Consider the following 25,303-nt stretch of genomic DNA (forward strand, 5'->3'; position numbering starts at 1 on the left):
CTGTCCCTAGGGGTTCCCGCTGCATCGTTCGCGCAAGAGGAGTTTGACACCTCTCAGGTTTCTAGCATTACTCAAAACGCCGATACGGGAATTACGACCTGTACGAACAATGCCGATAGGGCATTTAGTTTTCAATGTGCCGGGACGAGTGCAACTGGCTACCGTCAAAAGGATGATTCCTCATCGCTCTATCTGGATATCCAAGGTTATACGGGAAATCCGCTTCGGTTATATACAGACGGTGCGTATAACACAAGCGGTAGCGGCAGCATGAATTGTACTCAGGGAACGTATCGTTCGAATCACAAGGGACAGTGGGAAATGTATAACCTCGTCCGTGAGAACGGGCGATCTGCGGCGCGACTGACTGCATGGGCGGAGTCTGGCTACGGCACTGTTATTGGTGTATGGAGCCCCGACTGCGTCGGGCATTTCCGCAAGCTTCCCGCATAGTTGTTTTAAATGGCTCCCTTCCGGCTTTCTGGGTCGGAAGGGGGAGGAGGACGTATGAACCAAAGGCTCGTAAGATATGAGCTGTCGAAAACGATAAGACGCCCAGCTTTTATCTTTGCTCTCTTGATTGCAGTCGCAGTTGCAATAGCTGCTGCGCTGGAGCCGTGGGCAAATTTGGAAAAAGAACGTCACAACCTTCTTTCTTTTGGTTACGGCGTTGGCATGCAAGCCAAAAACTATCTCGGTCAAACACGTGAAAGCAGCTTCGGTAACTGGATTGTTGTGAGCGCGAACGCGCCACTGTCTGCGTCGGTGTTTTTCTATGCACTGCCCCTGCTTGCAATGTTGGCCGGATCTTGGTCGTGCCTCTTTGAGCGTTTGAGTGGTTATGACATGCAGATATGCACGCGCGTTTCCAGAAAGGCATACGTGAACGTAAAGGTGCTGTCTGCTTTCCTCTCCGCGTTTACAGTGACTGCCATTCCTCTGCTCGTCAATTTCCTGATTGTCTCGATGCTTTTTCCTGCGTATCTTCCTCGGGTCGATGAGTCGACCTACGTAGGGCTTTACCTACATAGCTATTTCTCCGGTCTATTTTATTCACATCCTTTGTTATATGTGCTTGCATACACGCTGTTCGATGCGGTCACGCTCGGGACTTTATCCATGGCTGTAACTGGCTTCTCAATTTTGTTTCGTAGCAGAATCAAAGCGATAATTGTCCCGTATCTGCTAATGGTTGCGTGGCATTTTGCAAATGGCTGGATCTTCGGCGTAATGGCTTGCGTGGGGTTTAACTGCAATATCCTCAACAGCATCAGGTCGGAATCGCTGAATAACTGGCCAGACATTCGAGCCGGTTTTGCGGAAATCATATTATTGACCCTTGCTTCGTTGGCTTTTTCTGGGGCGTGGAAAAGGCGGGAGATGGTCTGATGCTGTTTAGGCTGGTCGCCGCGGACCTGAGGACCGTTTTGAAGAAGAACATCATTACCTTTATTGCGATTGCAGCAGTGACCGTTGCGAACCTGGTGTACGCCTACGGATTGTCTTCTGTGTATGGGGTCAGGACGGATACCTTGGGGTTTGCGGACAATCTTGCGCTCGTGTTTGCCGGATCTGCTCCGTTTGAGCCTAGGCCCGGGGTCATGTTTGTGCCTCCGCTAGGATGGCTATTTCTCATTCTGCTTATTCTCTATACAACACTCGATTATCCCGCCGAATCGTTGCACGGGTTTGGTTTGCAAACGCTTGTCCGATGCCGGGCGAGAACCCTTTGGTGGGTCTCGCGTTTTATCTCAGTGGCGGCGATAACAGCATTTTCGCTGCTTGTGGTGGTTTGCTCTGTTGTGATTTGGAGCTTGATGGTGAGCGCCTCGTTCAGCGCGGTCATCCATGGCGAGTCGCTTCAGTTGGCTAATTTGGCGCCGTGGTTTCTCAAAGTGGGCGAGGCGGATGCGCTGCCGTTTTTCATAGGTCTCTTTTTTGCTTTTGAGGCGCTTGCGTTTGCACAGGCAGCGGTTGGGTTTGTGCTTGGGCCGTCAGCCTCATTTGCGGTTGTAATGAGCTACCTGATCTGTTCGGCATATGCGCGGCATTGGGCGCTGCTGGGAAATGCCTTGATGCTGTTGCGCTGGGGTGGAATCGTCAAAGAAGGAATTGCGACGGGCTCGAGTGGCTTGTTTTCAATTGTGATTATGTCGTTATGTCTATCGTTGGGTGGACTGTGGTTTCGAAAGGCCGACCTTATCGAAAAGAGGGACAAGATATGAGCGTGATCGTTAGGGACGTATCGAAGCGCATGGGCAAAAACGATGTCCTGCGCAACGTGTCTATCGAGGTTGACCCTGGGACTGTGGTCGGGCTTCAGGGGATAAACGGTTCGGGCAAGACCATGCTTATGCGAGCGGTCTGCGGATTGATTAGACCCACCGAGGGCGAAATCATTATCGATGGTCAAAGACTTGGGGCTGATATCTCGTTTCCGCCGAGTCTTGGGATGTTGATAGAGGCTCCTTCCTTTTTAGGATATCTGTCTGGCTACGACAATCTGGAACTCATAGCTCAAATCAAGGGCGTTGCCACCCCCGAGGACATTCGCTCCGCCCTGCGGCTCGTGGGGCTCGATGCAGACGAAAAAAAGAAGTTCCGAGCATACTCGCTTGGGATGAAGCAGCGTCTGGGGATAGCTGCGGCGATTATGGAAAAGCCGAAGCTGCTTGTTCTCGATGAACCAACAAATGCCCTCGACGAAGCGGGCGTTGAAATGCTCAAGCGTGTTGTGGCGATGGCGGCATCAACGGGTCGCGAGGTTCTTCTGTCTAGCCATGACGGAGAGGTGCTCGAGGAGCTGGCCGATCGGGTTTACTGCATGCGCGACGGTGCCGTTGTGGAAGTTCGGGAAAGGTCGTGAGCGCGATGAAGAAGACCCTGTGGACGAGAAGATCGGCGCTCGCGCTTTTTTGCTGTGCTGCTACCGGCCTTGCGGGCATGAGGGTGAGCGTCGTTAACAGGAATCGGACAGTCATTCCTGAGAAATATTACGCGGAGGGCGAATGGCTCTCGATGGATGGAGCGTTTCTGGGATCGAAGGATGTGGTGACTGATGGGTATTCGTTTTGCATAGATGGAGCAGAACTACTCACGCCGCGCGAGTATCTCAAACGAGCGCATGACGATTATTCAAAATATGGCACCGTGGATACGAAAACGAGACTGAAGGATGCCGACATCACGTGCGTTATCGCCGTAAAGATGCGTGTCAGAAATAGGGATAATATCGACGGTGGAATCAAAGCGTATGTTTGGCATCTGGTTCCGGAGTCTGCGCCAAACTATGATTTTGTAGTCAATACCGATCTGATAACGCAAGCCATGCCGGTCCTTGGCGGCTCTGCTGCGTTTGCCGTGGAGGTTGGGGCAGAAAACGAGTTGCTCGTCCCATTTATGATGCAAAACACCAACGACTATTTCGAAGGTTACGAGACCGTCCGTTTTGAGAAAGCGTTTCCCGGGACCTATACGATGAAGATGACCGATCTGCCGGAGCGAAGGCTCTTCAGGTTTGAAGTTAAATAGCTCGAAGGCCCTGTTGGGGGAGCCTCATCCTACGCTGAAGCGGGATGAGATTCCCTTCGCAGTGGCGCTCGGCCCTAGCGCTTCTTCTTGCTCTTCTTCTGCTTGCGCTGCTTGCCCTTGTTGTCCTGGGGCTTGTCGGCCTTGTCGCCCCGCTTGGCCTCGGCGGCAGCCTTCTCGGCCTTCATTTTCTTCTTCTTGGTCTCGATGCGGAGCTTTTTGTTGATGCGCGCCTTAAGGAAGGGGCCAAACTGCTCGGCATCGCCGCGGATAAAGGTGTCCTTAGGGATAGTCACGCCCTGGTCGGCGAACATGGCTACAAAGATGCGCTCGCCGTCGAGTACGTGGTCGAGCTTCTCAAACGGGAAGAACTGCGACTTGCCGCTCTTGCCCCAAACCATCAGGCCGTCCTCGTTGGCAGCGACGCGGCGATAGCGGCCACCCATGGACTCGTCGGCCTCGACGGCGTCGATAAAGTCACGGGCGAGCGTGTGGTGCAGGTTTTTGCTCCACCAGGCCAAAAAGGCGCCGAATACGATCAGGACGACGCCAAACTTGATCCAGTTACCGCCGGCCACCAGCATGCCAATGCCGATCAGCGCGGCAATTGCCGCGGCGACATACAGCGAACCGCGACGCCTGGGCGAGGCGACCAGGCGGGCGAAGTCGGTGACCAGGTCGTTTTCGTACTGGTACTCGTTGAGGTACAGGATGCCGTCGTCGGCTGCGGCCTGCTCCTCGAGCGCGACCTCGACCTGGTCGGCTGCTTCGGAGGGGACGAGGTTGCTCTCTGCGTCTGCCATGCTCTTTGGACTCCTATCGCGGCGGGCTCGCCGTACGGGTTATTATGAATGCAGTATGCCGTGCGACCGCATGGCCGTCGCGGCAACAAGACTCAGTATACCCGGGGGAGCACCCATGGAATCGTTGTACCGAAAGTATCGCCCGCTCACCTTCGACTCCGTGGTGGGCCAGCAGCATATCGTCTCGACGCTCGAGCACGCCATCACCGAGGGGCGCCTGTCCCACGCATACCTGTTCTGCGGACCGCGCGGCACGGGCAAGACCACCATGGCGCGCATCCTTGCCAAGGCGCTGCTGTGCCGTAATGCCGAGGCAGCGCGCGCCGAGGGCGCAAGCGGGTGCATGCCCGACGGCACCTGTGAGGAGTGCGAGCTCATCGCCGAGGGCAACCACCCCGATGTCTACGAGCTCGATGCCGCAAGCCGCACGGGCGTGGACAATGTGCGCGAGGAGATCATCAACTCCGTCAACTTTGCCCCGGTGCGCGGCAAGTACAAGATCTATATCATCGACGAGGTTCACATGCTCACGACGGCGGCGTTCAACGCGCTGCTCAAGACGCTCGAGGAGCCGCCGGCACACGTGATCTTCGTGCTGTGCACCACCGACCCGCAAAAGATTCTGGAGACCATCCTCTCGCGCTGCCAGCGCTTCGATTTTCATCGCATCGGCAACGAGGATATTGAGCATCGCCTGTCCTACGTGTGCGAGCAGGAGGACTTCGATTACGACGACGAGGCGCTGGCTATCGTGGCGCGTCATGCCAAGGGCGGCATGCGCGACGCGCTCTCCACGCTGGAGCAGCTGAGCGTCTTCGGCAACGGTACCGTGCACGCGGACGATGCCCGCTCGCTTTTGGGCGAAGTTTCGGACCAGATTCTGGGCGAGTTTGCGCGCGCCATCGCCGAGCGTGATATTGCTGAGCTCTATGGGCTCATTCGCGCACAGGTCGAGGAGGGCAATGACCTGCTTGAGCTGACGCGCGACCTGGTGGCGCATGTGCGCGACGTGTATGTGGCCTGCGTTGCCGGTGCCCGTGCCGAGCTGTTTGAGGGCGGGATCGAGCAGGCCGAGGCGCTTGCTGCCGAGGCCGCTGCCTTTGGCGAGCATCCGGCCGACCGCCTGGCCCGCGTGCTGACGGTGCTTGACGATGCCGCGCTGGAGATGAGGGGCGCGAGCGACGTGCGCCTGGTGCTCGAGATCGCCTGCACGCGCCTGGCACGTCCCGAGGCCGATCTGACCATTGAGGCCCTGGCCGAGCGCGTGGCACGCTTGGAGGCCATGGTCGCCAACGCCGCGGTGCCGGCGGGTGTGGCTGCTGCTCAAACGAGTGCGCCTGCTGCATCCGCACCCGCTGCTGCCCAGCAGCCGACGCTGATTTCGGGTGCCCGAGCCGCTACTCCCGCGGCGACTGCCGCCCCCGCTGCTACGTCCGCGCATCAGGGTGGCATGCCTTGGGACCGCGGCACTGCTGTTCCGGCGGCCCAGTCTGCGCCCAAGTCCGCGGTTCCTGCGTCGGCGCCCAAACCTGTAACGCCTGCACCTCAACCCGTTGCGGCTCCCGCGCCTGCGGCATCGACCGTGCCGGTGTTCAAGCCCAACAGCGCCGCCCAGGTTGCTGCCGCCGGCGCCGCCGAGACCCCCGCGGTCGAGGATGCCGGCGAGCTCCAGCGCAAATGGGCCGAGGTCGTCGAGCGCGTCAAGGCCCAACAACCTTCTTATGCGGCTCTCCTGTTGAACGCCCGCGCTACGGCAGACGATGGTTCTAAGCTCACGGTCTCGTTCCCTACGGCATTTGCTATCAAGATGCTCGGGCGTGCTGATACACAGGCGGTGTTTTTGCCGACAGTCAGTGCAGTCTTCGGTCGTCGCACCGTCGACTATGTCCTGGATGGGGGTGGCACGCCGGCTCCTCAACATGAGGAGCATTCTCCATCTGCACGGGCTGCGGCATCTGCGGACCCGCAACCCGTGTCCTCGGCGGTCCCTGCATCCTCGAGCGCCAGCGCGACGCAGCCAAAAGCGGCACCGGTAGCGGCACCGACTCCGTCGGCGCCTGAACCTGCTGCGCCCAAACCGGCTGCTCCGACCCCCGCGCCCAAGCCCGCTGCCACACCCGCACCCAAGTCATCCGACCTGGCTAAGGCCCCCTGGCTGCGCTCCGACAACCCTGCCGGTGCTCCTGCCACGGGCAAGCTCCCGACCGAGCCCGCGCCCCGAGCGCCCAAGCGCGCGTCCGCTCCCAAGGCTCAGCCGTCTGCGCAGGCTGCGCCTTGGGAATCCGAGCAGGTGCCCTACGACGACGCCATGGTCGGTGGCTTTGCCGGCGATGCGGGCGGGGAGGATCTTCCTCCGTTCGACGTGCCTGCCGCGGTGCCTGCGCCCAGCCCTGCCGCCTCAGCCGCGGCTCCCGCAGCTGCGACGTCCGCTCTCGCAAGCGATGACGCCCCCGCTGCCCCTTGGGAGTCCAACCCCGGCGCCGGCAGTCCCTTCGGCCACCAGGGCGCAGCCCCGAGCATCCCGCAGACCGAGGACGAGGCCAAAGCCCTCATCCGCAGCGTCTTTGGCCAGGCCACCATCTTCAAACCGGTGGAGTAACCGTGCGGGCGGGTACGCTGCTCAAGAAGAGATCTCTTTGTCCGGGCGCATCTGTATTTCGGACATGTGTAGTGTGGTGCCGCGTATATCGCATTCGAGCAGACAGGCACGTGACGGTCGGCCTAGGATGCTGAGGTCGATACGATATGTCGCATGGCTGTCCGTGTACTCGACTTGCTCGGCGTTGACGGTTGCTCCGATTGTAAATAAAGAGCCCAGTTCGGCATCGACAATCTTGGAGTCCTTTATCTTGACCTTGAACTCTTGGTAGAGGGACGGGCTGTTGTAGTAAATGGTTCGGGTTCCGTCGGTGCACTCATCGGCCGCTTCCCATTTGACGACGGGCTGGTCCGAGCTGGCTATCAGCAGTTCTGCTCCAAAGGCTATGGCATGGGTGATGACAACCAGCAATGCCCAGCCGACAAAGAGATAGAGAACCACATATGCAACGGGGTGTTTTGAGCGGATGTTTTGGAGCGCGTCGGGGGCATTCATGGGGCACCTCCAAATTGCGATCTTTGACAATCAAATTTTACCATGCCGTCATGAGCGCCACCTCGAGCGGCGGTTTAGCATTTTGCTATCTAGCTGGATGCAGAAAATGCCGGGTTCCGGCCCTGCTAGATTTAATTTGAGACATTTATGCAGATGCGAATTATTCAACTTTGCATAATCTTTGGGCGCGGCTTGCACTCCAGGGCATGTATATCGACTGAGGTAGCACGACCGCCCCGCTCGCTTGCCTCGCGCCGTGGTACGATTTTTGAGTTTGAAAGACCCGCCGCGTCCCGACTGCCCTTGCAGCTCGTTGCGCGGCCGCACGCAAAGGAGCCATCATGGCCGGTATGAACATGCAGCAGATGATGAAGCAGGCCCGCAAGATGCAGGAGCAGCTTGCCGCCGCGCAGGAGAACCTCAAGTCCCAGACCGTCGACGCTTCTGCCGGCGGCGGCATGGTCAAGGTGACCGTTAACGGCGAGATGGAGCTCGTCAACCTCACTATTGATCCCGATGCGCTCGATCCCGAGGACGTCGATATGCTGCAGGACATGATCATGGCTGCCGTCAACGAGGCCGTTCGCGGCGTCAACGAGCTCGCCAATAAGCAGATGGGCGCCATCACCGGCGGCCTCAACATCCCGGGCATGCCGTTCTAAGACACGCATATATATGAGTGCGAATCACAGTCTGCAAAAACTGCTCGATGAGCTGGGCCGCCTGCCGGGCATTGGTCCCAAGTCGGCCCAGCGCATCGCCTATTACCTGCTCGAGGCCGATGCCGAGGAGGCCCGCCGCCTGGCCGAGGCCATCCTGGAGGTCAAGCAGGAGGTGCACTTTTGCAGCCGTTGCTTTAACTACGCCACGGCCGACGAGTGCTCCATCTGCCAGGACCCGATGCGCGATACCACCCGCATCTGCGTGGTTGGCGAGCCGCGCGACGTCCAGGCGATTGAGCGCACGGGCAGCTACCACGGCCTCTACCATGTGTTGGGCGGCGTGATCAGCCCCATGGACAAGATCGGTCCCGAGCAGCTGCATATCCGCGAGTTGCTGGCGCGCCTGGGCCATGAGGATATCCACGAGGTCATTATCGCCACCAACCCCAATATCGAGGGCGAGACCACGGCGAGCTACCTTGCTCGCGCCATCAAGCCACTGGGCGTCGAGGTGTCGCGTCTGGCGAGCGGCCTGCCCGTGGGTGGCGACCTGGAGTATGCCGACGAGCTCACGCTCGGCCGCGCTATCGAGGCCCGCCGCGCGATCTAGGATCTAGATATCGGCCCATCGACCTCGCGTTTCCCTGCGCGTTGCACGCAGTTGCCATAATTGGCCCCATGTTTGTGCATTTGTTGTGCAACAAATGCACTTTCCATCCGCTTATCGCGTGGATGCCCCTGTTCGTGTCCCGTATTTGCGCGTTCGTTGCGCAACCTTTTGTGTTCGCTGATACACTCAACTATGGGTTTGAATGAATGCGCCGCTTTCGAGCGGCGTGTTTTTGTTGGAGGAGATTGCATGCGGCCCGGGGGCACTCAGACAAAGCATGGCGCCGCGGTGCGTATGCGGCGCCGGTTGGGCCTGGCGCCTCGGGCGTGTGTGCTGCTGTCCTGTTCGCTGGCGCTGGTCGTTGCCGGCGTTTCTGCCTACGGTTTGGCTGTGCCACCTATGGTGCAAGCGCGTACCGCGCGCGAGCTGCGCGTGGGGCACAAGGCCAAAAGCGATTTGGGCACCACAACCGGATACGCCTGGGCGAGCGTAGTCACGCACGTCGTTTTTGGTGTCGACGACGCGGGCAGCGCCGAGGCGCCGGACAACGAAATCGCGCTTGCCAACGGCAAGACCATCGTGCTCACCAATACCAAGATCATCCATCACCTTTCCGATAACAGTGTTTCGGCCGTCGTAAACAAGGCCGAGCAGCAAAAGGGCCAGGATACTCAGCAGTTGGGGAAACCTGGCGGCTCCGGTTCGTCTGGTTCCAGCTCCGATTCGTCGAACTCGAGCGGTGGCTCCGGTTCGGGCTCCGCCTCCGGCGGGTCCGGGAGCAACAGCTCGGCGGGCAGCAGCACCGGTGGCAATACAAACTCCAGCGGCCTTTCGGCTGCCGAGGAGGAAAGCATACACAGCTGGCTCGTGACCAAATACAACATGCTCGACGGTTATGTCTCTCGGGCCAATAGCGCGGTCTCGACCTATAACGCAACAGGCGATACCGGGCCGTGCGATAATCTGGCCAACGATATGTTTGTCATCCGTGCCGAGTTTGGCCGGCAAACGTTTTCTCCCCAGTCAAAGTGGTATCGGCAGTATGCCAACCTATGGGGCTGCTACACCAACCTGTGCCAATGGGTGGGGCATTACGGCGATGACAACGTCGCGCTCAACAACTTCAATACCAATGTGGCGGCGATCGCCCTATGACGAACGACCTCGCTTCTGCGGCAGCCCAGTCGCTCAACCGTGATCTCATGGTGGGCCTGCGCCTGGCGCGCGTTGGAGGGTTTGAGCCTGCTATTGCGCTGAGCCCGGATGAGCTGTCCGTCTACCAGCGTCGATTTGCGATGCTGTTTGCCGATGACGCCACCATGCGCCGTGGCGGCATCGGCCGCGTGACGCGTGCCGTCAATGCCCAGGGCGAGGCCGTGGCACTCAAGCAGCTCATCTTGCCGACGCGCGACGAGTTCGATGACGACGCCGCTTATGAGGCGCTGGTCGCTAAGTTTAAGGCGGCGTTTCGCGAGGAATACGAATGCCATCGCGCCCTTTCGGGCCTTAAAGGCTTTCCCCACCTGTATGGATGGGGCGAGGTCGACGGTGTGCCTGCGATTGTCATGGAATGGGTCGAGGGCGAGACGCTCGCTCGCCTGCGCTCGCGCCTTGCCGTGGACGATGCCGGTCGCCTGTCGCCGCTCGTGGCGGCGCGCCTTGGCCGCGACCTGTTCGACCTGCTCTGCCGCATGAGCTTGGTGGGGGAGGGCTTTGTCCATCGCGATATCTCGCCGGCCAATATTATGGTTCGCACGGCGCGTCTGCCGCTCGACCGACAACTTGCCGAGGGCACGTTCGATTTGTGCCTCATCGACTTTGGCTCGTCGTTGGCGCTCGAGCCCGCCTCTGCGGTGACGGGAACCGGCGGCAAGGAGTCCTTTACAGAGCGCTACGCCACGTTGCGCCGCGCGACGGTTGCCTACGCTCCGCCCGAGATGCTCACCGACGATATTGCCGACCTGCGCGTTTTGCGCATGTCGCCGGCAATCGACGTGTATGCCGCGGCGAGCACGGTCTATGAGCTCATCGCCGGCGTCGCACCGTACGAGGTGGCGCCGAGCACTTCGGGCACCTCGGGTTCGCGCAAAAAGACGCGCGATATTGCCAGTCCCTATCGTCTCAAGATGGATACGCGCCCCGACTATCCCGCTGGCGCCCATGCGCCCGGTTGCGACCTAACCCAGCTGCTCCGGCGTGAGCCCGATGTGGCGCTCGCCGCCGCCGAGCAGGCACAGCAGATGGGGCTCGAGCCGGACTCCGAGGAGCTGCGCGACGCGCTGTCATTTGTCGATGCCCAGTTGTTCGACGTGGTCATGGCCTGCCTGTCGTGTAATCAGGGCGATCGTCCCGGGCCCGCCGCGGTGGAGGCGGCGCTTACGACGTTTTGCGACCACTACGCGCAAAACGTCGGCCGCTCGCTCCGCGGCGAGCCGCTCACGCCCTGTCCCATGGACGCGTCCGGTCGCGTGGTCCGTCGAGCTGCGATGATCGGCGCTGCGGCTGTCTGCGGCCTCGTATGGGCCGTTGTGGTGGTGTCGGCGGCACTGCTGGCGTCTGGTGCTCGTGCGACGGTTGCCGTGGGGTGCATTTCGTGGTCCGGTACGCTGCCGGGTATCGTTGCCGCGCTCGCGCTGGCGCTGCCGGGCATGGCGGGTATTGCCGCCGGCGCCGTGGCGCACGATCGTCGCACGGGGTTCCTGCATGGCGTACTGGCGCTTTCTGCCTGCGAGGTTCCGGTGCTGATCGCGGTTGCATGCACCGTGTTTTCCCAGCGCGCCGTAGCGAGCGGCTTCGTTGCCGCCTTAATTGCAACATACGCGCTCGTATGGTTTTTGCTGTCGATGGGTTTTGCCTTTGAGCTTCCCGTCGCGGCGCCGCGGCGCGCAAAAACCCGGACGGCGACGCCGCTTGCCGGTGGTGCCGCGGCGGTTCGCGCCTTTGTCGAGGCGACCGAGACGTCGTCCGATACGAGTTCAACGACCAAGGAGGTCTAGGCCATGGCATCTCAAATCAAGCTCACCCCGTGCGGAGCCATGTTCGACATCTTTAAACGCGCAGCGCACCTGAGCCATATCGAGCTGTGTGGCATGGTGCTTTCGAGCCGTCCGCTGGCCGATGGCCGCAGCCCCCAGAGCCGCGCCGCCGATCGCTCCTGGGTCTCGCGCTTTATCGTGCGCGCTCCGGTCGGCACGCTGCAGGAGCGCTATTTTGCCGATTACGGCACCTCGGCCGCGCGCATCATGTCGCATCTGGCCCTGCGTCGCCGCAATCCCATGAATGCCACGGCGGTGACCAACATGGTGTGCGGGCCCGCTGGCGAGCCCATGGTGCGGGCGCTCGAGGAATGCCATCAGGATACGAACCTCTACCGTAATGCGGCCGAGCGTCTGTCGCAGGCGGCGGAGCTTATGCCCGCCGAGCGTGCCGAGGCCGTGCTGGTGCTGTTTGTCGCCGTCGGCTGCTCGGCAGATGTTCGATCCTCGGTGACCTATGCCATCGACTATGCGCACGCGACTTGCGGCGGTGCCACATCGACCCCGCGCTCGCTGAGCACCTCGACGGTCACGGGCGAGCGCGAGACGGCGCCTGCGCATCCGCTGGGTCTGCTTCGCGTGCAAGACGGTTACGTGGTAAGTGCCCCGCGCTGGATTCAGCCGAGCGAGCAGGGCGTGGAGATCGGCGCGCTGGCGACGGGGGAAGGCGATATCACCGATGTGGGCGATGACGTTTCGGCTCGCCATGCCCACGTGTGGTGCGATGACCAAAATGCCTGGTACGTCGAGGACCTGTCGTCCACCAACGGAACCGTGGTGGTAAACGGCGCGACGAACGTCTGCACTCAGGTCGAGCCCGGCCGCTGCGCCCAGCTCAACCCCGGGGACGAACTCAGGCTCGGCGAATCCACCACCTACGCCATCCTCCTCGGCGCTCTCTAACTCATCTCCTAAATAAGTTGCGGTGAAATAGGGACTGTTTAAGGCCGCGACCGGCAAAAACAGTCCCCATTTCACCGCAACTGCCGTGTGGTCGGCGATAGAGAAACGAGAGTGGATTTCCGGACGCACGAGAGAGGATTTTCGGACGCACAACCCATGAGAGTGGATAATCTCCCACTTTTGGTCAAGATACAGGCAAAAAGTGGGAGATTATCCACTCTCGATGCAGGCTGCGACTTTTCCGTCCGAGGGGCCATCTCGCCCCTTGGCAGTCACCTAAGGTAAACCTTTACCGCCCACCTATATTTGTCGAAATATGGCTTGGCGGCGGGGTACAATAAGCCCACATGCGGATTTCCGTTGCGGGCGCTTCCCATCGCCGGGGCGTGCCCGGGAGCATCCGGCATGCGGCCTTTGCGGCGCTCGGTCATGTGCAAGACGGGCGGTCGGGTCTGTGGGGCGCATCAGTTGCCCCTCGCCTCGGCATGTCTTCTCTCCACGCCACGTACCTGCTGCTGAGCCTGCCTGCCAGATGATTGGAAGCAACAGCGTAAATCCCATCACGCCAATATCCCGGCAATCGCCGGGGCCTGTATACCTATATGAGAGGAGAGGGGTATATGGCGCGTAAGTTTAAGTCTATGGACGGCAACGAGGCGGCCGCATATGTTTCGTATGCGTACACCGAGGTAGCGGGAATCTATCCCATTACGCCGTCCAGCCCGATGGCCGACCATGTCGACCAGTGGGCGGCCCAGGGTCGCAAGAACATCTTCGGCACCCCGGTCAAGGTCGTCGAGATGGAGTCCGAGGCAGGTGCGGCCGGTACCGTTCACGGTTCGCTGGGCGCCGGTGCTCTGACCACCACCTACACGGCTTCTCAGGGTCTGCTCCTGATGATCCCGAACATGTACAAGATCGCGGGCGAGCAACTCCCGGGCGTCTTCCACGTCTCCGCGCGTTGCGTCGCTTCCCACGCCCTGAACATTTTTGGCGATCACTCCGACGTCATGGCCTGTCGTCAGACCGGCTTCGCCATGCTCGCCGAGGGCAACGTCCAGGAGGTCATGGACCTCTCGCCGGTGGCTCACCTTGCCGCCATCGAGGGCAAGACCCCGTTCCTTAACTTCTTCGATGGCTTCCGCACCAGCCACGAGATCCAGAAGGTCGCCATGTGGGACTACAAGGATCTTGCCGAGATGTGCGACATGGACGCCGTCCAGGCTTTCCGCGATCACGCGCTCAACCCTGAGCACCCGCATACCCGCGGCAGCCACGAGAACGGCGACATCTTCTTCCAGAACCGCGAGGCCTGCAACAAGGTCTACGACGAGCTTCCCGCCGTCGTCGAGGGCTACATGAAGAAGATCAACGAGAAGCTCGGCACCGATTACGGCCTGTTCAACTACTACGGCGCTCCCGATGCTGATCGCGTCGTCGTGTGCATGGGCTCCTTCTGCGACGTGCTCGAGGAAGTCATCGACTACCTCAACGCTCACGGCGAGAAGGTCGGCTTGGTCAAGGTTCGTCTGTTCCGTCCGTTCTCCATCAAGCACTTCGTCGACGTTCTCCCCGAGACCGTCCAGAAGATCGCCGTCATGGACCGTACCAAGGAGCCGGGTTCCATCGGCGAGCCGCTCTACCAGGACGTCGTCTCCGCTCTCTACGAGGCCGGCAAGACGGGCATCAAGGTCGTCGGCGGCCGTTACGGCCTGGGCAGCAAGGATACGCCTCCCGCGTCCGCGTTCGCTGTCTTCGAGGAGCTTAAGAAGGACGAGCCCAAGCGCGAGTTCACCATCGGCATCGTCGATGACGTGACCAACCTGAGCCTGCCCGAGGCCGAGGATGCACCCAACACCGCAGCTCCCGGCACCATCGAGTGCAAGTTCTGGGGTCTGGGTGGCGACGGTACCGTCGGCGCCAACAAGAACTCGATCAAGATCATCGGCGACCACACCGACAAGTACGTTCAGGCCTACTTCCAGTACGACTCCAAGAAGACCGGCGGCGTCACCGTCTCGCACCTGCGCTTTGGTGATTCCCCGATCCGCTCGCCGTACTACGTGACCAAGGCCGACTTTGTCGCTTGCCACAACCCCAGCTACATCGTCAAGGGCTTCAAGATGGTCCGCGACGTCAAGCCGGGCGGCACCTTCCTGGTCAACTGCCAGTGGAGCGACGAGGAGTTCGCCGAGCACATGCCCGCCGTGGCCAAGCGCTACATCGCCAACAACAACGTCAACGTCTACCTGATCGACGCTATCGACCTGGCCGCCAAGGTCGGCATGGGCAAGCGCACCAACACGGTGCTCCAGTCCGCCTTCTTCGCGCTGGCCAAGGTCCTGCCCGCCGAGGACGCTCTGCAGTACATGAAGGACGCGGCTACCAAGTCCTACATGAAGAAGGGCCAGGCCATCGTCGACGCCAACCACAAGGCCATCGATGCCGGCGCTACCGCCTTCCGTAAGTTCGAGGTTCCGGCCGACTGGGCAACCGCCGAGGATGCCGCTCCCGTCGAGCTCTCCGAGGAGACCAAGTCCGCCATCGCCCAGCAGGTCAAGAACCTGCTCGAGCCCATCGATCGCATGGATGGCGACAGCCTGCCCGTTTCCGCCTTTGTCGATTGCGCCGACGGCCAGTTTGAGCTGGGCGCCTCCGCATACGAGAAGCGCGGCGTCGCCGTGGTCGTTCCCCACTGGGACGAGACCAAGTGCATCCAGTGCAACCAGTGCGCCTATGTGTGCCCGCATGCCACCATCCGTCCGTTCGCGATGACCGAGGACGAGGCTGCCGCCGCGCCCGAGGCTACCCGCACGCTCGACGCTATGGGCCCCAAGGCCAAGGGTATGAAGTTCGCCATGGCCGTGTCCCCGCTCGACTGCATGGGCTGCACCAACTGCGTCAAGGTCTGTCCCAAGGGCGCCCTCGAGATGGTTCCCACCGAGCAGGAGATGGACCAGCAGCCCGTTTGGGACTACATGGTCGAGAACGTCTCCGAGAAGAAGGAGCTCATCGCGGCCAACGTTAAGGGCAGCCAGTTCAAGCAGCCCTACCTGGAGTTCTCTGGCTCCTGCGCCGGCTGCGCCGAGACCGCCTATGCACGTCTGGTGACCCAGGTCGCCGGCGACCGCATGTTCATCTCCAACGCCACTGGCTGCTCCTCCATTTGGGGCAACCCCGCTGCCACCGCTCCTTACTGCAAGGACAAGGACGGTCACGGCCCGGCGTGGAACAACTCCCTGTTCGAGGACAATGCCGAGCACGGTCTGGGCATGGCCGTTGGCTACGAGGCCGTTCAGCGCAAGCTGATCGCCGCCACCCAGGAGATTATTGCCGCTGACGGTCCGTCCGACGAGCTCAAGGCCGCTGGCCAGGCTTGGATCGACTCCGTCAGCGATGTCGAGGCTTCCAAGACCGCTGCCGCTGCCTACGTTGCCGAGCTCGAGAAGTGCGGCTGCGACGCTTCCAAGGCGATCCTCGCCGACAAGGCTTACCTCACCAAGAAGTCCTTCTGGATCTTCGGTGGCGACGGTTGGGCCTACGACATCGGCTTCGGTGGCCTGGACCACGTCCTGGCTTCCGGCCACAATGTCAACGTCTTCGTCTTCGACACCGAGGTTTACTCCAACACCGGCGGTCAGGCCTCCAAGGCCTCGAACCTGGGCCAGGTCGCTCAGTTCGCCGCTGCCGGTAAGGTGACCAAGAAGAAGTCTCTGGCCGAAATTGCCATGAGCTACGGCTACGTCTACGTGGCGCAGGTCGCCATGGGCGCCAACCCGGCTCAGACCCTCAAGGCTATCCACGAGGCCGAGGCCTACGACGGCCCGTCCCTCATCATCGGCTACAGCCCCTGCGAGATGCACTCCATCAAGAAGGGCGGCATGCAGAACTGCCAGGCCGAGATGAAGAAGGCTGTCGAGTGCGGTTACTGGAACCTCTTCCGCTTCAACCCCGAGGCTGCTGCCGGCAAGAAGTTCTCGCTCGATTCCAAGGAGCCCGCGGGCGGTTATCAGGAGTTCCTGATGAACGAGGCCCGTTACGCTTCGCTGACGCGTTCCTTCCCCGAGCGTGCCGAGGAGCTCTTCAAGGAGAACGAGCAGGCCGCCATGGACCGCTACGCTCACCTGCTGAAGCTCAAGACGGTGTACAACGAGGCCTAGGTCTCCCACCGCAGGATCTGAGGGCTGACCTTCGCGGACGTCCTCGGACATGAAAGAACCCCCGCTGCGCACTACGTGCGGCGGGGGTTCTTTCGTCCTGCGGAGTGTCCGCGAAGGTCAGCCCTCAGATCCTGCTACGACTACGTCCTCGGATTGTGGGGCTGAATGAAGGACGTGGCTGTGGGGGTGCCTTGTCCCGGTCGCTGTTTCGCGGCGTGGCCGCGAAACCACGCGCCACTTTGGGCATGGAGGGCTAGCTGATTGTGGCCTTCTGCTGCCCCAGTGCTGTTTCGCGCTTTGCGCGAAACATCGCAGCACTTTGGGCATAGTGGGGGAGTTGGTTGTCGCTGCCTTCTATCCCCTTGCTGTTTCGCGCCTTTGGCGCGAAAGGCGCAGTACTTTGGGCGTGGGGGCTGGCTTGCGGACTCAGATGACCTAGAGAGATATGGGTGCAAACGAGAAATCGTTGTTGGGGTCGTCCTTTTCCATAAACTCATCGAGACAGAATGTCATATAGATTGGAACGTACAGGATCTTGCCCTCTTTGCAAAGGTTTTCGTGGCTCAGCACAACGGCCTCGGGAATTTTGTACTCGCCCACACTCATCAAACGGTCGAGGGCTGCATGTGCTCGAACTTTCTTGCCCGATTTGACCTCGATCGGGATAACGTGTCCGTGGGCGCCTTCGACCACAAAGTCAACTTCACCGACTTCGCGTGTCTGGTAGTACCACGCATCCGCCCCGAGAGCAACAAGCTCCTGCGCGACCACGTTCTCATAGAGACCGCCGAGGTTGGGGGTTTTCATATCTAGATATACAGCGCGTGCCGTGCTGCCGGGATACCGCGATGCGAGCATACCCGTATCGGACTCGTAAAGTTTAAAGGCCGTCGCTTTCTCCGTCCTCTTGAGAGGACTTCGTGCCTCCGTCACCTGGGGGACCATCAATCCAACGCCCGCGTTCACCAGCCATAGGAAATCCTGCTCGTATTTTTGAAGGCGAGCCCCCTCGCCCAGGGATGAAACAACAAAGCGATGGGACTCCGCCTCAAGCTGAACGGGAATTTGTTCGAAAATCGCGCGAACGTTAAACGCTCGAGTCGATGCATATTTAGAGATATCACTTTTGTACTGATCGACCAGCTGAATTTGAAGCTCACGCGTCCTCACGAGTGAATAACCCGAATCGATATAGTTCTGTACGACCTCCGGCATGCCGCCGCAAACGATATAAGCTCTAAAGTTTTTGAGCATCGCCTCATGAATATAGTTTTCGACGGAACGCCTCTCGACAAGGCAGCTGCGGATGTCTGCAAGCACATTCTCGCTGATGCTGTTTGCCCAACAAAACTCTTCAAAATCCATTGGCCGCATAACAATGTGCTCGACATACCCCACCGGGAAAGAAGAGATCCCCTTAAACTCAGTCCCAAGCATAGACCCCGAGAAGACATAGCTAAAGCGCCCGTCCTCGACCAATGCCTTCATGAGCGTGACGATCTGCGGATGCTCCTGTATTTCATCGACAAAGATAAGCGTATCTCCCTCAACAAGCGGTGCATCCGCAAGAAGGGCCACGCGGTTGATAAAGTCAACGGCGTTCTTAGCGCCAATGAGCACATCTCTTGCCTCGGCATCGAGCAGCAAATTGGCCTCAAAATACGACGCGTAGTTGTCTTTACCAAACGCGCGAATTGCATAGCTCTTGCCAATCTGACGCGCACCAGTAACAAGCAACGCTTTATTGGAGTTGTTCTTCCAGCTCAAAAGCCTGTCAGTGACCTTACGGCGTAGCATAAAACCCCTCAATGACAAAAATTGGCAAATAGATTTGCCCCTAATCATACAAAAATTGGCAGATAGGAATGACCCAAATCATACAAAAATTGGCAGATAGCAAAGATTCGCTTAGGTCCCAGAGCCATCGAGCCGGCGCGGTGCCATGCAAAAAGACTGGGGACGCCGCTGGTGTTCTCGATTGCCTGGGCGCGCAGGAGCGAGAGGGCGTCAACGGCGTTCATGCAGTATCCGACGGTAAAGTTCCATACTGCGAACTCACAATCGATTGCCGCAAAGTGAAGCGCGTTCGGCTATCCCTTTTGTTGGATGAAAAGCCCCGTGTTATTGCAGGGGTGCATACTTGTCTTGCAAGTGCATAGAATCTCGTATAGTGCGAGTAAATAATTGCAGTGTCGGTTATGTGTTTAGCAAAGATATAGTTTGCATAATCCAGCCTAATCTCGGCTCTAATTAAATAAAGTCGCATGTAGATGAAGTAAACATGTGTGAGCTGGGGTTCTGTACGCTGAGCGGATAAAAACGACCGTTCACCGTTCAACTGTTTTCAAAATGAATAAAATGAGCGATAAAGAGAATATAAACCTTAATAAACTCGCGTATCGCACGGGCGCGGGTTATTAATGGGTTGTAGACCTTTTACAGAAAGGATTCCAGCAATGTCTAAGCCTCTTGGCAAGCCCGATCGTATTGTCGTCGCCCTTGGCGGCAACGCCCTCGGCAAAAACCCCGTCGAGCAGATCGAGGCCGTGAGCAACACCGCCCACGCTCTCCTTGGTCTTATCGAGCAGGGTAACGAGATCATCATCACCCACGGCAACGGCCCGCAGGTCGGCATGATCCAGAACGCCTTCGCCGCCGCCCACGACGCCATCGGCACCCCCGAGATGCCGCTGCCCGAGTGCGGCGCCATGTCCCAGGGCTACATCGGCTACCACCTGCAGCAGGGCATCGGCCGCGAGATGCACAAGCGCTACAAGCGCTGGCACGCCGCCACCGTCGTCACCCAGATCGAGTGCGACCCCGACGACCCCGCGTTCAAGAACCCGACCAAGCCGATCGGCCCCTTCTACACCGAGGAGCAGGCCAAGGAGTTCATGGCCGAGGACCCCTCCAAGGTCTTCGTCGAGGATTCCGGCCGCGGCTGGCGTCGCGTCGTCGCCTCCCCCGATCCCAAGAAGATCGTCGAGGCCGACTCCATCCTCAACCTGCTCGACAACGAGTTCATCGTCATCGCCTGCGGTGGCGGCGGCATCCCCGTCGTCCGCGACTACGAGAACAAGGGCTGCTACAAGGGCGTTCCCGCCGTCATCGACAAGGACCTGGGCGGCGAGTTGCTGGCCGAGGACTGCGACGCCGACGTTCTGTTCCTGCTGACCGCCGTTGAGCATGTTGCCATCAACTTTGGCAAGCCCAACCAGGAGGAGCTCGAGGACCTCACCGCCGACGAGGCCGAGCGTCTGGCCGACGAGGGTCAGTTCGGCAAGGGTTCCATGGAGCCCAAGGTCCGCGCCGCCATCAAGTTCGCCCGTTCCCGCAAGGGCCGCACCTGCATCATCGGCGCCCTGGACAAGGCCGCCGAGACCATGGCCGGCCTCTCCGGTACCCGCATCCACGAGTAGTCCCTACTCCGTTGCATCTCTCGTGGGCGCCAGGCAAAGCGCCCACAGACTAGCCTCTCTTCACGAGCCCCGCAGTCCGCTCCGACTGCGGGGCTTTTGCTGTTGAGTTGTGAGCATATGGGGAGGTAAACAAGATCAAATTTGATTAGACGCTCAAATCATGAGACGCCTGAAACCAGACGATGACTCCCAGAATCCTAATTCGGCGTTTGTCCAGCACGATATCCGGTTCCGACGTGCGATATGAGTAGGATGACAGCATCACTGTGTTCGTTCCGGTGCTATAACGACGTATGACGATTCTTGAATTATCGGCCAAAGCGAGGACGGAGCATCCGTTCCAGGGTTTCAGGTTTGGATCCACGAGGAGAAGGGATCCAATCGGGTAGCATTTGGACATGGCGGACGTGTCCATTTGAACAAAGAAGCACCCGCGATGTTTCTTGAATACGGATGAGGGAAGCGCGGTTATTCCGGTTTGTTTAAGTCCCGTTCTGCCTCCATTCTTCAAGATTTTAAATACATCGCAAAGGGAATCAGTAGTGACTTCTTTGGATTCCCCCTTCCGCCCCTCGTGGTCGAGCTTTGCGGCAAGCCCTGCGGTTTCAGATGTGAGGTCGTCGAGCTGCAGGTTAAATTTCGATACTATCTTGAGCAACGTTGAGCGGCGGATTGTATAGCGGTCCTTTTCCCAGCGGCATACCGTTTCTTTGGAGACGCCGATGAGTGCCGCGAACTCCTCCTGCGTTAGCTGGTCGCGCTTGCGAAGCGCCTTTATGTTTTGACCCGTTCCCATGTTATGAAGTGCGGACGAGGGGGAGGCAGAGGCAGTTGGGGCCGCCAAAGCCGTTTGTCAGCTCAAAGATAGAGATGGGAATAAGGTCAATACCGGCCTGCTCCAGCGCTTTGTTGGTTTCGGCGTTTTCTTCGTATACGCAGACCTTGCCTGGCTCCAAACAAAGGGTGCTTGTGGCATTGTTGGTCCTTTCGACCTCTGCTGCTCCGGGATTTGAGCCACCGCAAAGGATAAACTGCAACGAACTTGAACCTAGGGCTAATCGCAACGCTTCTTTCAGTCCGCCTGCGACATGACACGCACGGGTTGTCCCTTCCGATCTGCCCCGCGTAATGCGGTAGACTCGCGCTTGGTCGAGAAGCTCCCGAGCAACGAGGAATGTCTCGTAGTCAACGCGAGTGAAATATGTGTCGAGATGAATGCAGAGGTCATCGTAGGGGACCTGAATGGCCCATACGGACTCAATAGTCGAGTTCTCATCCCACAGCAAGTTATTTGCTAAAGTGTCTATCGCCGCCGGCTCGGTTCGTTGCGAGATTCCAACGGCTATGTTTTCGCTGTTGAGGTTGTGCAGGTCGCCGCCTTCAATGTGGTAAGTCGATTCATGCTTGAAGAACTGAGGGGTCTCGCGGAAATCTGGGTGATAGGTAAAAATCGTTTTGTAGGCGATAACCTCACGGTTGCGCTCTGGCCAGTACATGTGGTTGAGCGTAACGCCTTCGCCGATGACGCTCGCCGGATCGCGTGTGAACCACATGGTGTTAAGGGGGCTTACGAGAAGATCGTCAGGTGAGTATGCGTCTGCCGTCAGTTTCGTGAGGCTGAACACCTCTTTATCTGTGTTGAAGACCTGGGAGTAGCGGATGCCGTTGACTGCTGCTTGAGCAAGGGCGCGGGAGCCTTCGATGCGCTCGAGATACTCGCGAATGGCAGACTCGAGCTCAATGCCCCGCGCGCCGCATTCTGAAATGTAGCTATCGATAAAAGAGCGACGCGCTTGCTCTGTCGCATCAAGGGCTTCGGTAAGAAGGTTTTCAAGATAGAGAATCTCTACCCCTTCGTGCTCGAGCATCGCCGAGTAAGCATGATGCTCCCTAAGGGCTTTATCAAGATCGAATGAGCTGCTAGACGGACGCAACGTAAAGACCCGATTGAACTGCCCGTCGGGGTAGTTGCGCGTTTCGGGGCCGGGACAGTGCAGAAGCACCTTTTTTAGCTTTCCTATTTCATTTTGAACATGCAATGCGGACATGTGACCTCGCTTTGGCGGTGAGTATTAATTGCTTCCATAGTGGCACATTACGAGTTTGATTCAATTTACATCATATCTGACACAGGTGAATGGCACGAACCGGCTTAGTAATTGATGTTAAACATCAATTTAGAAAGCAAATTGACAAATTACATCAATCTGAAATCCGTTTACGGGTTGATGCGCTTCGTTGGCGGGCGAAGAGACGGAAGGGTGTTTTGCGCGATGACACAATGGCTTTGCCGGCAACGAAAAACCCCTGAATTAAGGAGGAGAGATGGCAGAGACAGAAAAGAAGCGCACTCCTCGAGTCCCGCACGTGTACACCATCATTCTCGTCTTGATGGCCGTATTTGCCGTTCTGACCTGGGTCGTGCCTTCGGGTTCGTTTGAGCGCCAGGAGGTTAACGGTCGCGAGGTAACGGTCTCGGGCACCTATGCGCCTGTCGATAAGGTCTATACGGACGAGGACGGCAACGAGGTCGATCTTCGCCAAGGCGTCTTCGAAGTACTTGAGGCTCCTGCGATCGGTATCCAGCAAGCGGTCGAGGTCGTTGCGTTCATTTTGATCGTGGGAGGTTCCTTCCAGGTCATCACGGCGACCGGAGCCATCACGAGCGGCGTTGCTCGAGTGGTGAAGAAGTTCAAGAGCAAGGACGTCCTCATCATCCCGATTCTAATGGTGCTCTTTGCCTTGGGTGGCAGCACCTTTGGTATGGCAGAGGAAACGCTTCCGTTCTTTGCGATTCTTATGCCGATCATGATGGCCATGGGCTTCGACTCAATTACGGCGTTCATGACGGTGTTTGTGGGCGCCCGTATCGGATACATCGCATCTACCGTCAATCCGTTTAACGTTCTGATTTCTCAGGGCATCCTCGGCATCCAGGGCAACCCTCAGCTTTGGCTGCGTACTATCGCCCTTGTCGTGCTTACTGCGGTTGGCGTCGCATGGGTTGTAATGTATGCCCTCAAGGTTAAGAAAAACCCCGAAGCATCCCCCGCTTTCCACGATGATATCGAGAAGCGAAAAGAGTTTGGCGCGGACGAGAATCTCCTCGATAGCGAGTTCACCGCTAGGCAAAAAGCCGTCATGGTTATTTTCGTGCTTGGACTTGGCGCTATCATTTGGGGCCTGGTAGCCCAGGGCTGGTACATGAACGAAATCTCTGCGATTTTCTTGGCCATGGCCCTTCTTTCGGGTGTTGTTTCCGGGATGAATGAGAAGGAAATCGCCGGCGAGTTCGTTAAGGGAATTGCAGACTTCGCGTTCTCTGCCATCGTTGTTGGACTTGCCCGCGGAATCCTCGTAATCGCCAATGACGGCCTCATCATCGATACGATTCTCAATACGCTCGCCACGGCTCTCACTGGAGTTCCAGCCGTTATCTTTACGAGCATCCTCTATGTCGTTGATAACCTTCTGTCGATCCTCGTTCCGAGCTCCTCGGGCATCGCTGCCCTTACGATTCCCATTTTCGGCCCGCTTGTTGAGCTGATGGGCTTAAACCCCGAGGCTGCAGTTACTGGTCTTTCCATGGGCAGCGCGGCCATGTCTCTCATTTCGCCAACAAGCGCGATGCTCGTTGCCGGTCTTGGCGTCTGTAAGATTCCGCTTGGCCAGTGGTGGAAGGTCGCTTGGAAATTCTTCCTGGTCGTAAGCGTTATCTGCATGGCATTCACTGCGGTTTCGGGTCTTATCCCCCTGCCGTAAATGCAAAACCCCACATACAAGTTGTGAGAAAGAAGGATAGAGATGAACAAAGGACTGAACGTTCATAGCGAGATTGGCGCCCTCAAGAAGGTGTGCGTCCATCGCCCCGGTATGGATCTTGTAAACATGAAGGCGGAGGATTTCGACCGCGTTTGGATTCACGACGCGTTCTATCTGGACTATGCCCAGAAAGAGCACGATCAGTTTACCGACCTTCTTCGCGGCGCTGGCGCCGAGGTCGTCTATATGGAAGAGCTGCTCGCTGAGACGTTTGACAAAGTCGAGGGCACTCGCGCAGAGTTCATGACGAAGTTCATGGGTGAGTCCGGCATCTCCAACGCGGCCCTTCGCCAGGCCGTTGTCGAGAAGCTTGATTCGATTAAGGACAACAAGGAGTTTGTCCTTGCTGCCATGGGCGGCCTCTACGTTCGCGACCTCGAGATCCCCAAGGTCGGCGGTTCTCTTGCCAGTATGGACGGCGACGAGCTGAAGGGCGACGATATGGTCCTCTTCCCCATGCCCGCCTCGTATTTCTCCCGTGACCCCCTGGCTGTCGTGGGCAAGGGCGCTACCATGAACCGCATGTACTGGAATCAGCGCAATCGCGAGGTAATCTTCTACGAAACGGTGCTCCGCAACCATCCCGATTACGCCGGTAGCCCCATTTGGTATGACCACAACAGCGAGTGGCATATCGAGGGCGGCGATATCCTCAACATCAACGCCAAGACGCTCGCCATCGGTATTTCCGAGCGCACCCAGACTGCGGCCATCGATGAGCTCGCCAAGAATATGTTCTGGGGTTCCGATGAGGCCGAGATCGAGAACATCTATGCCATCAAGATTCCGCACGGCTATGCCTACATGCACCTCGACACCGTCTGCACGCAGGTCGATCGCGATAAGTTCACGGTCTATCCCGGCATCTACCAGACGCTTCGTGCCTACCGCCTGACCAAGGGCGATTCGGAGGGGGAGGTGCATATCGAGGAACTCGAGGGCACCCTGCAGCATATCCTCGAGCTTGCGACGGGTATGGACCATATCACCATGATTGAGTGCGGTGGCGGCGATCCGATCGAGGCTTCCCGTGAGCAGTGGAACGATGGTTCCAACACTCTTGCGGTCGCACCGGGCAAGGTCTGCGTGTATGAGCGCAACGTTGTCACCAACGATGCTCTTTACAAGGCTGGCGTCGAGCTGCTCGTCGCTCCCTCCGAGGAGCTTTCTCGCGGTCGCGGCGGCCCGCGTTGCATGACCATGCCGTTCTGGCGTGAGGAAATCTAGTCAGCGTTAGCGTATCTGGGCGGCGCGTGTGCGTCTGCGC

19 protein-coding genes are annotated in these 25,303 nt (G+C 58.8%); 14 read left to right on the forward strand and 5 right to left on the reverse strand.

What is annotated here, in order from left to right:
• Positions 1-507: 507 nt before the first annotated feature.
• From OGM60_01120 to OGM60_01135, 4 genes are read left to right on the forward strand one after another with little or no spacing between them, the layout of a single operon-like run.
• Positions 508-1,389, forward strand: a complete 882-nt coding sequence (locus OGM60_01120) for a hypothetical protein (GenBank protein ID UYI99422.1) — start codon at positions 508-510, stop codon at positions 1,387-1,389.
• Between the two features lie 38 nt (positions 1,390-1,427).
• Positions 1,428-2,225, forward strand: coding sequence for a DUF2705 family protein (locus OGM60_01125; protein ID UYI99423.1), 798 nt, complete (start codon positions 1,428-1,430; stop codon positions 2,223-2,225).
• Positions 2,222-2,866, forward strand: coding sequence for an ATP-binding cassette domain-containing protein (locus OGM60_01130; protein ID UYI99424.1), 645 nt, complete (start codon positions 2,222-2,224; stop codon positions 2,864-2,866). The genes OGM60_01125 and OGM60_01130 overlap by 4 nt, the downstream gene beginning before the upstream one ends.
• Before the next feature lie 5 nt (positions 2,867-2,871).
• Positions 2,872-3,531 carry a DUF5028 domain-containing protein gene (locus OGM60_01135; GenBank protein UYI99425.1) on the forward strand — a complete coding sequence of 220 codons (660 nt, stop codon included), beginning with the start codon at positions 2,872-2,874 and terminating at the stop codon, positions 3,529-3,531.
• 74 nt (positions 3,532-3,605) lie between these two features.
• Here the strand turns inward: OGM60_01135 and OGM60_01140 are convergent, their stop codons facing one another.
• A complete protein-coding gene (locus OGM60_01140; GenBank protein UYI99426.1) occupies positions 3,606-4,331 on the reverse strand; it encodes a hypothetical protein in 726 nt (241 codons plus the stop codon).
• Between the two features lie 115 nt (positions 4,332-4,446).
• Between OGM60_01140 and dnaX the strand changes: the two genes are divergently transcribed.
• Positions 4,447-6,930 (forward strand): DNA polymerase III subunit gamma/tau, encoded by a 2,484-nt coding sequence (dnaX, locus tag OGM60_01145; protein ID UYI99427.1) that lies wholly within the window; start codon positions 4,447-4,449, stop codon positions 6,928-6,930.
• Between the two features lie 21 nt (positions 6,931-6,951).
• Here the strand turns inward: dnaX and OGM60_01150 are convergent, their stop codons facing one another.
• Positions 6,952-7,425, reverse strand: a complete 474-nt coding sequence (locus OGM60_01150; GenBank protein UYI99428.1) for a hypothetical protein — start codon at positions 7,423-7,425, stop codon at positions 6,952-6,954.
• A gap of 341 nt (positions 7,426-7,766) precedes the next feature.
• On the opposite strand from OGM60_01150, the gene OGM60_01155 reads away from it, so the two are divergent.
• The 6 genes from OGM60_01155 to nifJ all read left to right on the forward strand — a co-directional run bounded on the left by OGM60_01155 (position 7,767) and on the right by nifJ (position 16,795).
• Positions 7,767-8,087 (forward strand): YbaB/EbfC family nucleoid-associated protein, encoded by a 321-nt coding sequence (locus tag OGM60_01155; GenBank protein ID UYI99429.1) that lies wholly within the window; start codon positions 7,767-7,769, stop codon positions 8,085-8,087.
• A 13-nt stretch (positions 8,088-8,100) separates the two neighbouring features.
• Positions 8,101-8,697, forward strand: coding sequence for a recombination mediator RecR (gene recR, locus OGM60_01160; GenBank protein ID UYI99430.1), 597 nt, complete (start codon positions 8,101-8,103; stop codon positions 8,695-8,697).
• 249 nt (positions 8,698-8,946) lie between these two features.
• A complete protein-coding gene (locus OGM60_01165) occupies positions 8,947-9,852 on the forward strand; it encodes a hypothetical protein (GenBank protein UYI99431.1) in 906 nt (301 codons plus the stop codon).
• The gene (locus tag OGM60_01170; protein ID UYI99432.1) at positions 9,849-11,693 is read left to right on the forward strand and encodes a hypothetical protein; all 1,845 of its coding nucleotides are present in this window, start codon (positions 9,849-9,851) and stop codon (positions 11,691-11,693) included. Before OGM60_01165 ends, OGM60_01170 begins: the two co-directional genes overlap by 4 nt.
• 3 nt (positions 11,694-11,696) lie before the next feature.
• The gene (locus OGM60_01175) at positions 11,697-12,635 is read left to right on the forward strand and encodes an FHA domain-containing protein (protein UYI99433.1); all 939 of its coding nucleotides are present in this window, start codon (positions 11,697-11,699) and stop codon (positions 12,633-12,635) included.
• Between the two features lie 620 nt (positions 12,636-13,255).
• The gene (nifJ, locus tag OGM60_01180; protein ID UYI99434.1) at positions 13,256-16,795 is read left to right on the forward strand and encodes a pyruvate:ferredoxin (flavodoxin) oxidoreductase; all 3,540 of its coding nucleotides are present in this window, start codon (positions 13,256-13,258) and stop codon (positions 16,793-16,795) included.
• Between the two features lie 435 nt (positions 16,796-17,230).
• On the opposite strand, the gene OGM60_01185 is transcribed toward nifJ, so the two are convergent.
• Positions 17,231-18,592: an ATP-binding protein gene (locus tag OGM60_01185; protein ID UYI99435.1), complete on the reverse strand. Its 1,362-nt coding sequence runs from the start codon at positions 18,590-18,592 to the stop codon at positions 17,231-17,233.
• Between the two features lie 659 nt (positions 18,593-19,251).
• On the opposite strand from OGM60_01185, the gene arcC reads away from it, so the two are divergent.
• Positions 19,252-20,214 (forward strand): carbamate kinase, encoded by a 963-nt coding sequence (arcC, locus tag OGM60_01190; protein ID UYI99436.1) that lies wholly within the window; start codon positions 19,252-19,254, stop codon positions 20,212-20,214.
• Positions 20,215-20,359: 145 nt separating this feature from the next.
• Here arcC and OGM60_01195 read toward each other — a convergent pair whose 3' ends face one another.
• Together OGM60_01195 and OGM60_01200 are read right to left on the reverse strand one after the other, a co-directional pair.
• Positions 20,360-21,010: a LexA family transcriptional regulator gene (locus OGM60_01195; protein ID UYI99437.1), complete on the reverse strand. Its 651-nt coding sequence runs from the start codon at positions 21,008-21,010 to the stop codon at positions 20,360-20,362.
• 1 nt (position 21,011) lies between these two features.
• A complete protein-coding gene (locus OGM60_01200; GenBank protein ID UYI99438.1) occupies positions 21,012-22,262 on the reverse strand; it encodes an arginine deiminase family protein in 1,251 nt (416 codons plus the stop codon).
• 277 nt (positions 22,263-22,539) lie between these two features.
• On the opposite strand from OGM60_01200, the gene OGM60_01205 reads away from it, so the two are divergent.
• Both OGM60_01205 and OGM60_01210 read left to right on the forward strand, forming a co-directional pair.
• Positions 22,540-23,976, forward strand: coding sequence for a YfcC family protein (locus OGM60_01205; protein UYI99439.1), 1,437 nt, complete (start codon positions 22,540-22,542; stop codon positions 23,974-23,976).
• Positions 23,977-24,018: 42 nt separating this feature from the next.
• A complete protein-coding gene (locus OGM60_01210; protein UYI99440.1) occupies positions 24,019-25,263 on the forward strand; it encodes an arginine deiminase family protein in 1,245 nt (414 codons plus the stop codon).
• The last annotated feature ends 40 nt before the right edge of the window (positions 25,264-25,303 follow it).

This window comes from Coriobacteriaceae bacterium (assembly GCA_025757745.1).
Lineage (GTDB): Bacteria > Actinomycetota > Coriobacteriia > Coriobacteriales > Coriobacteriaceae > Collinsella.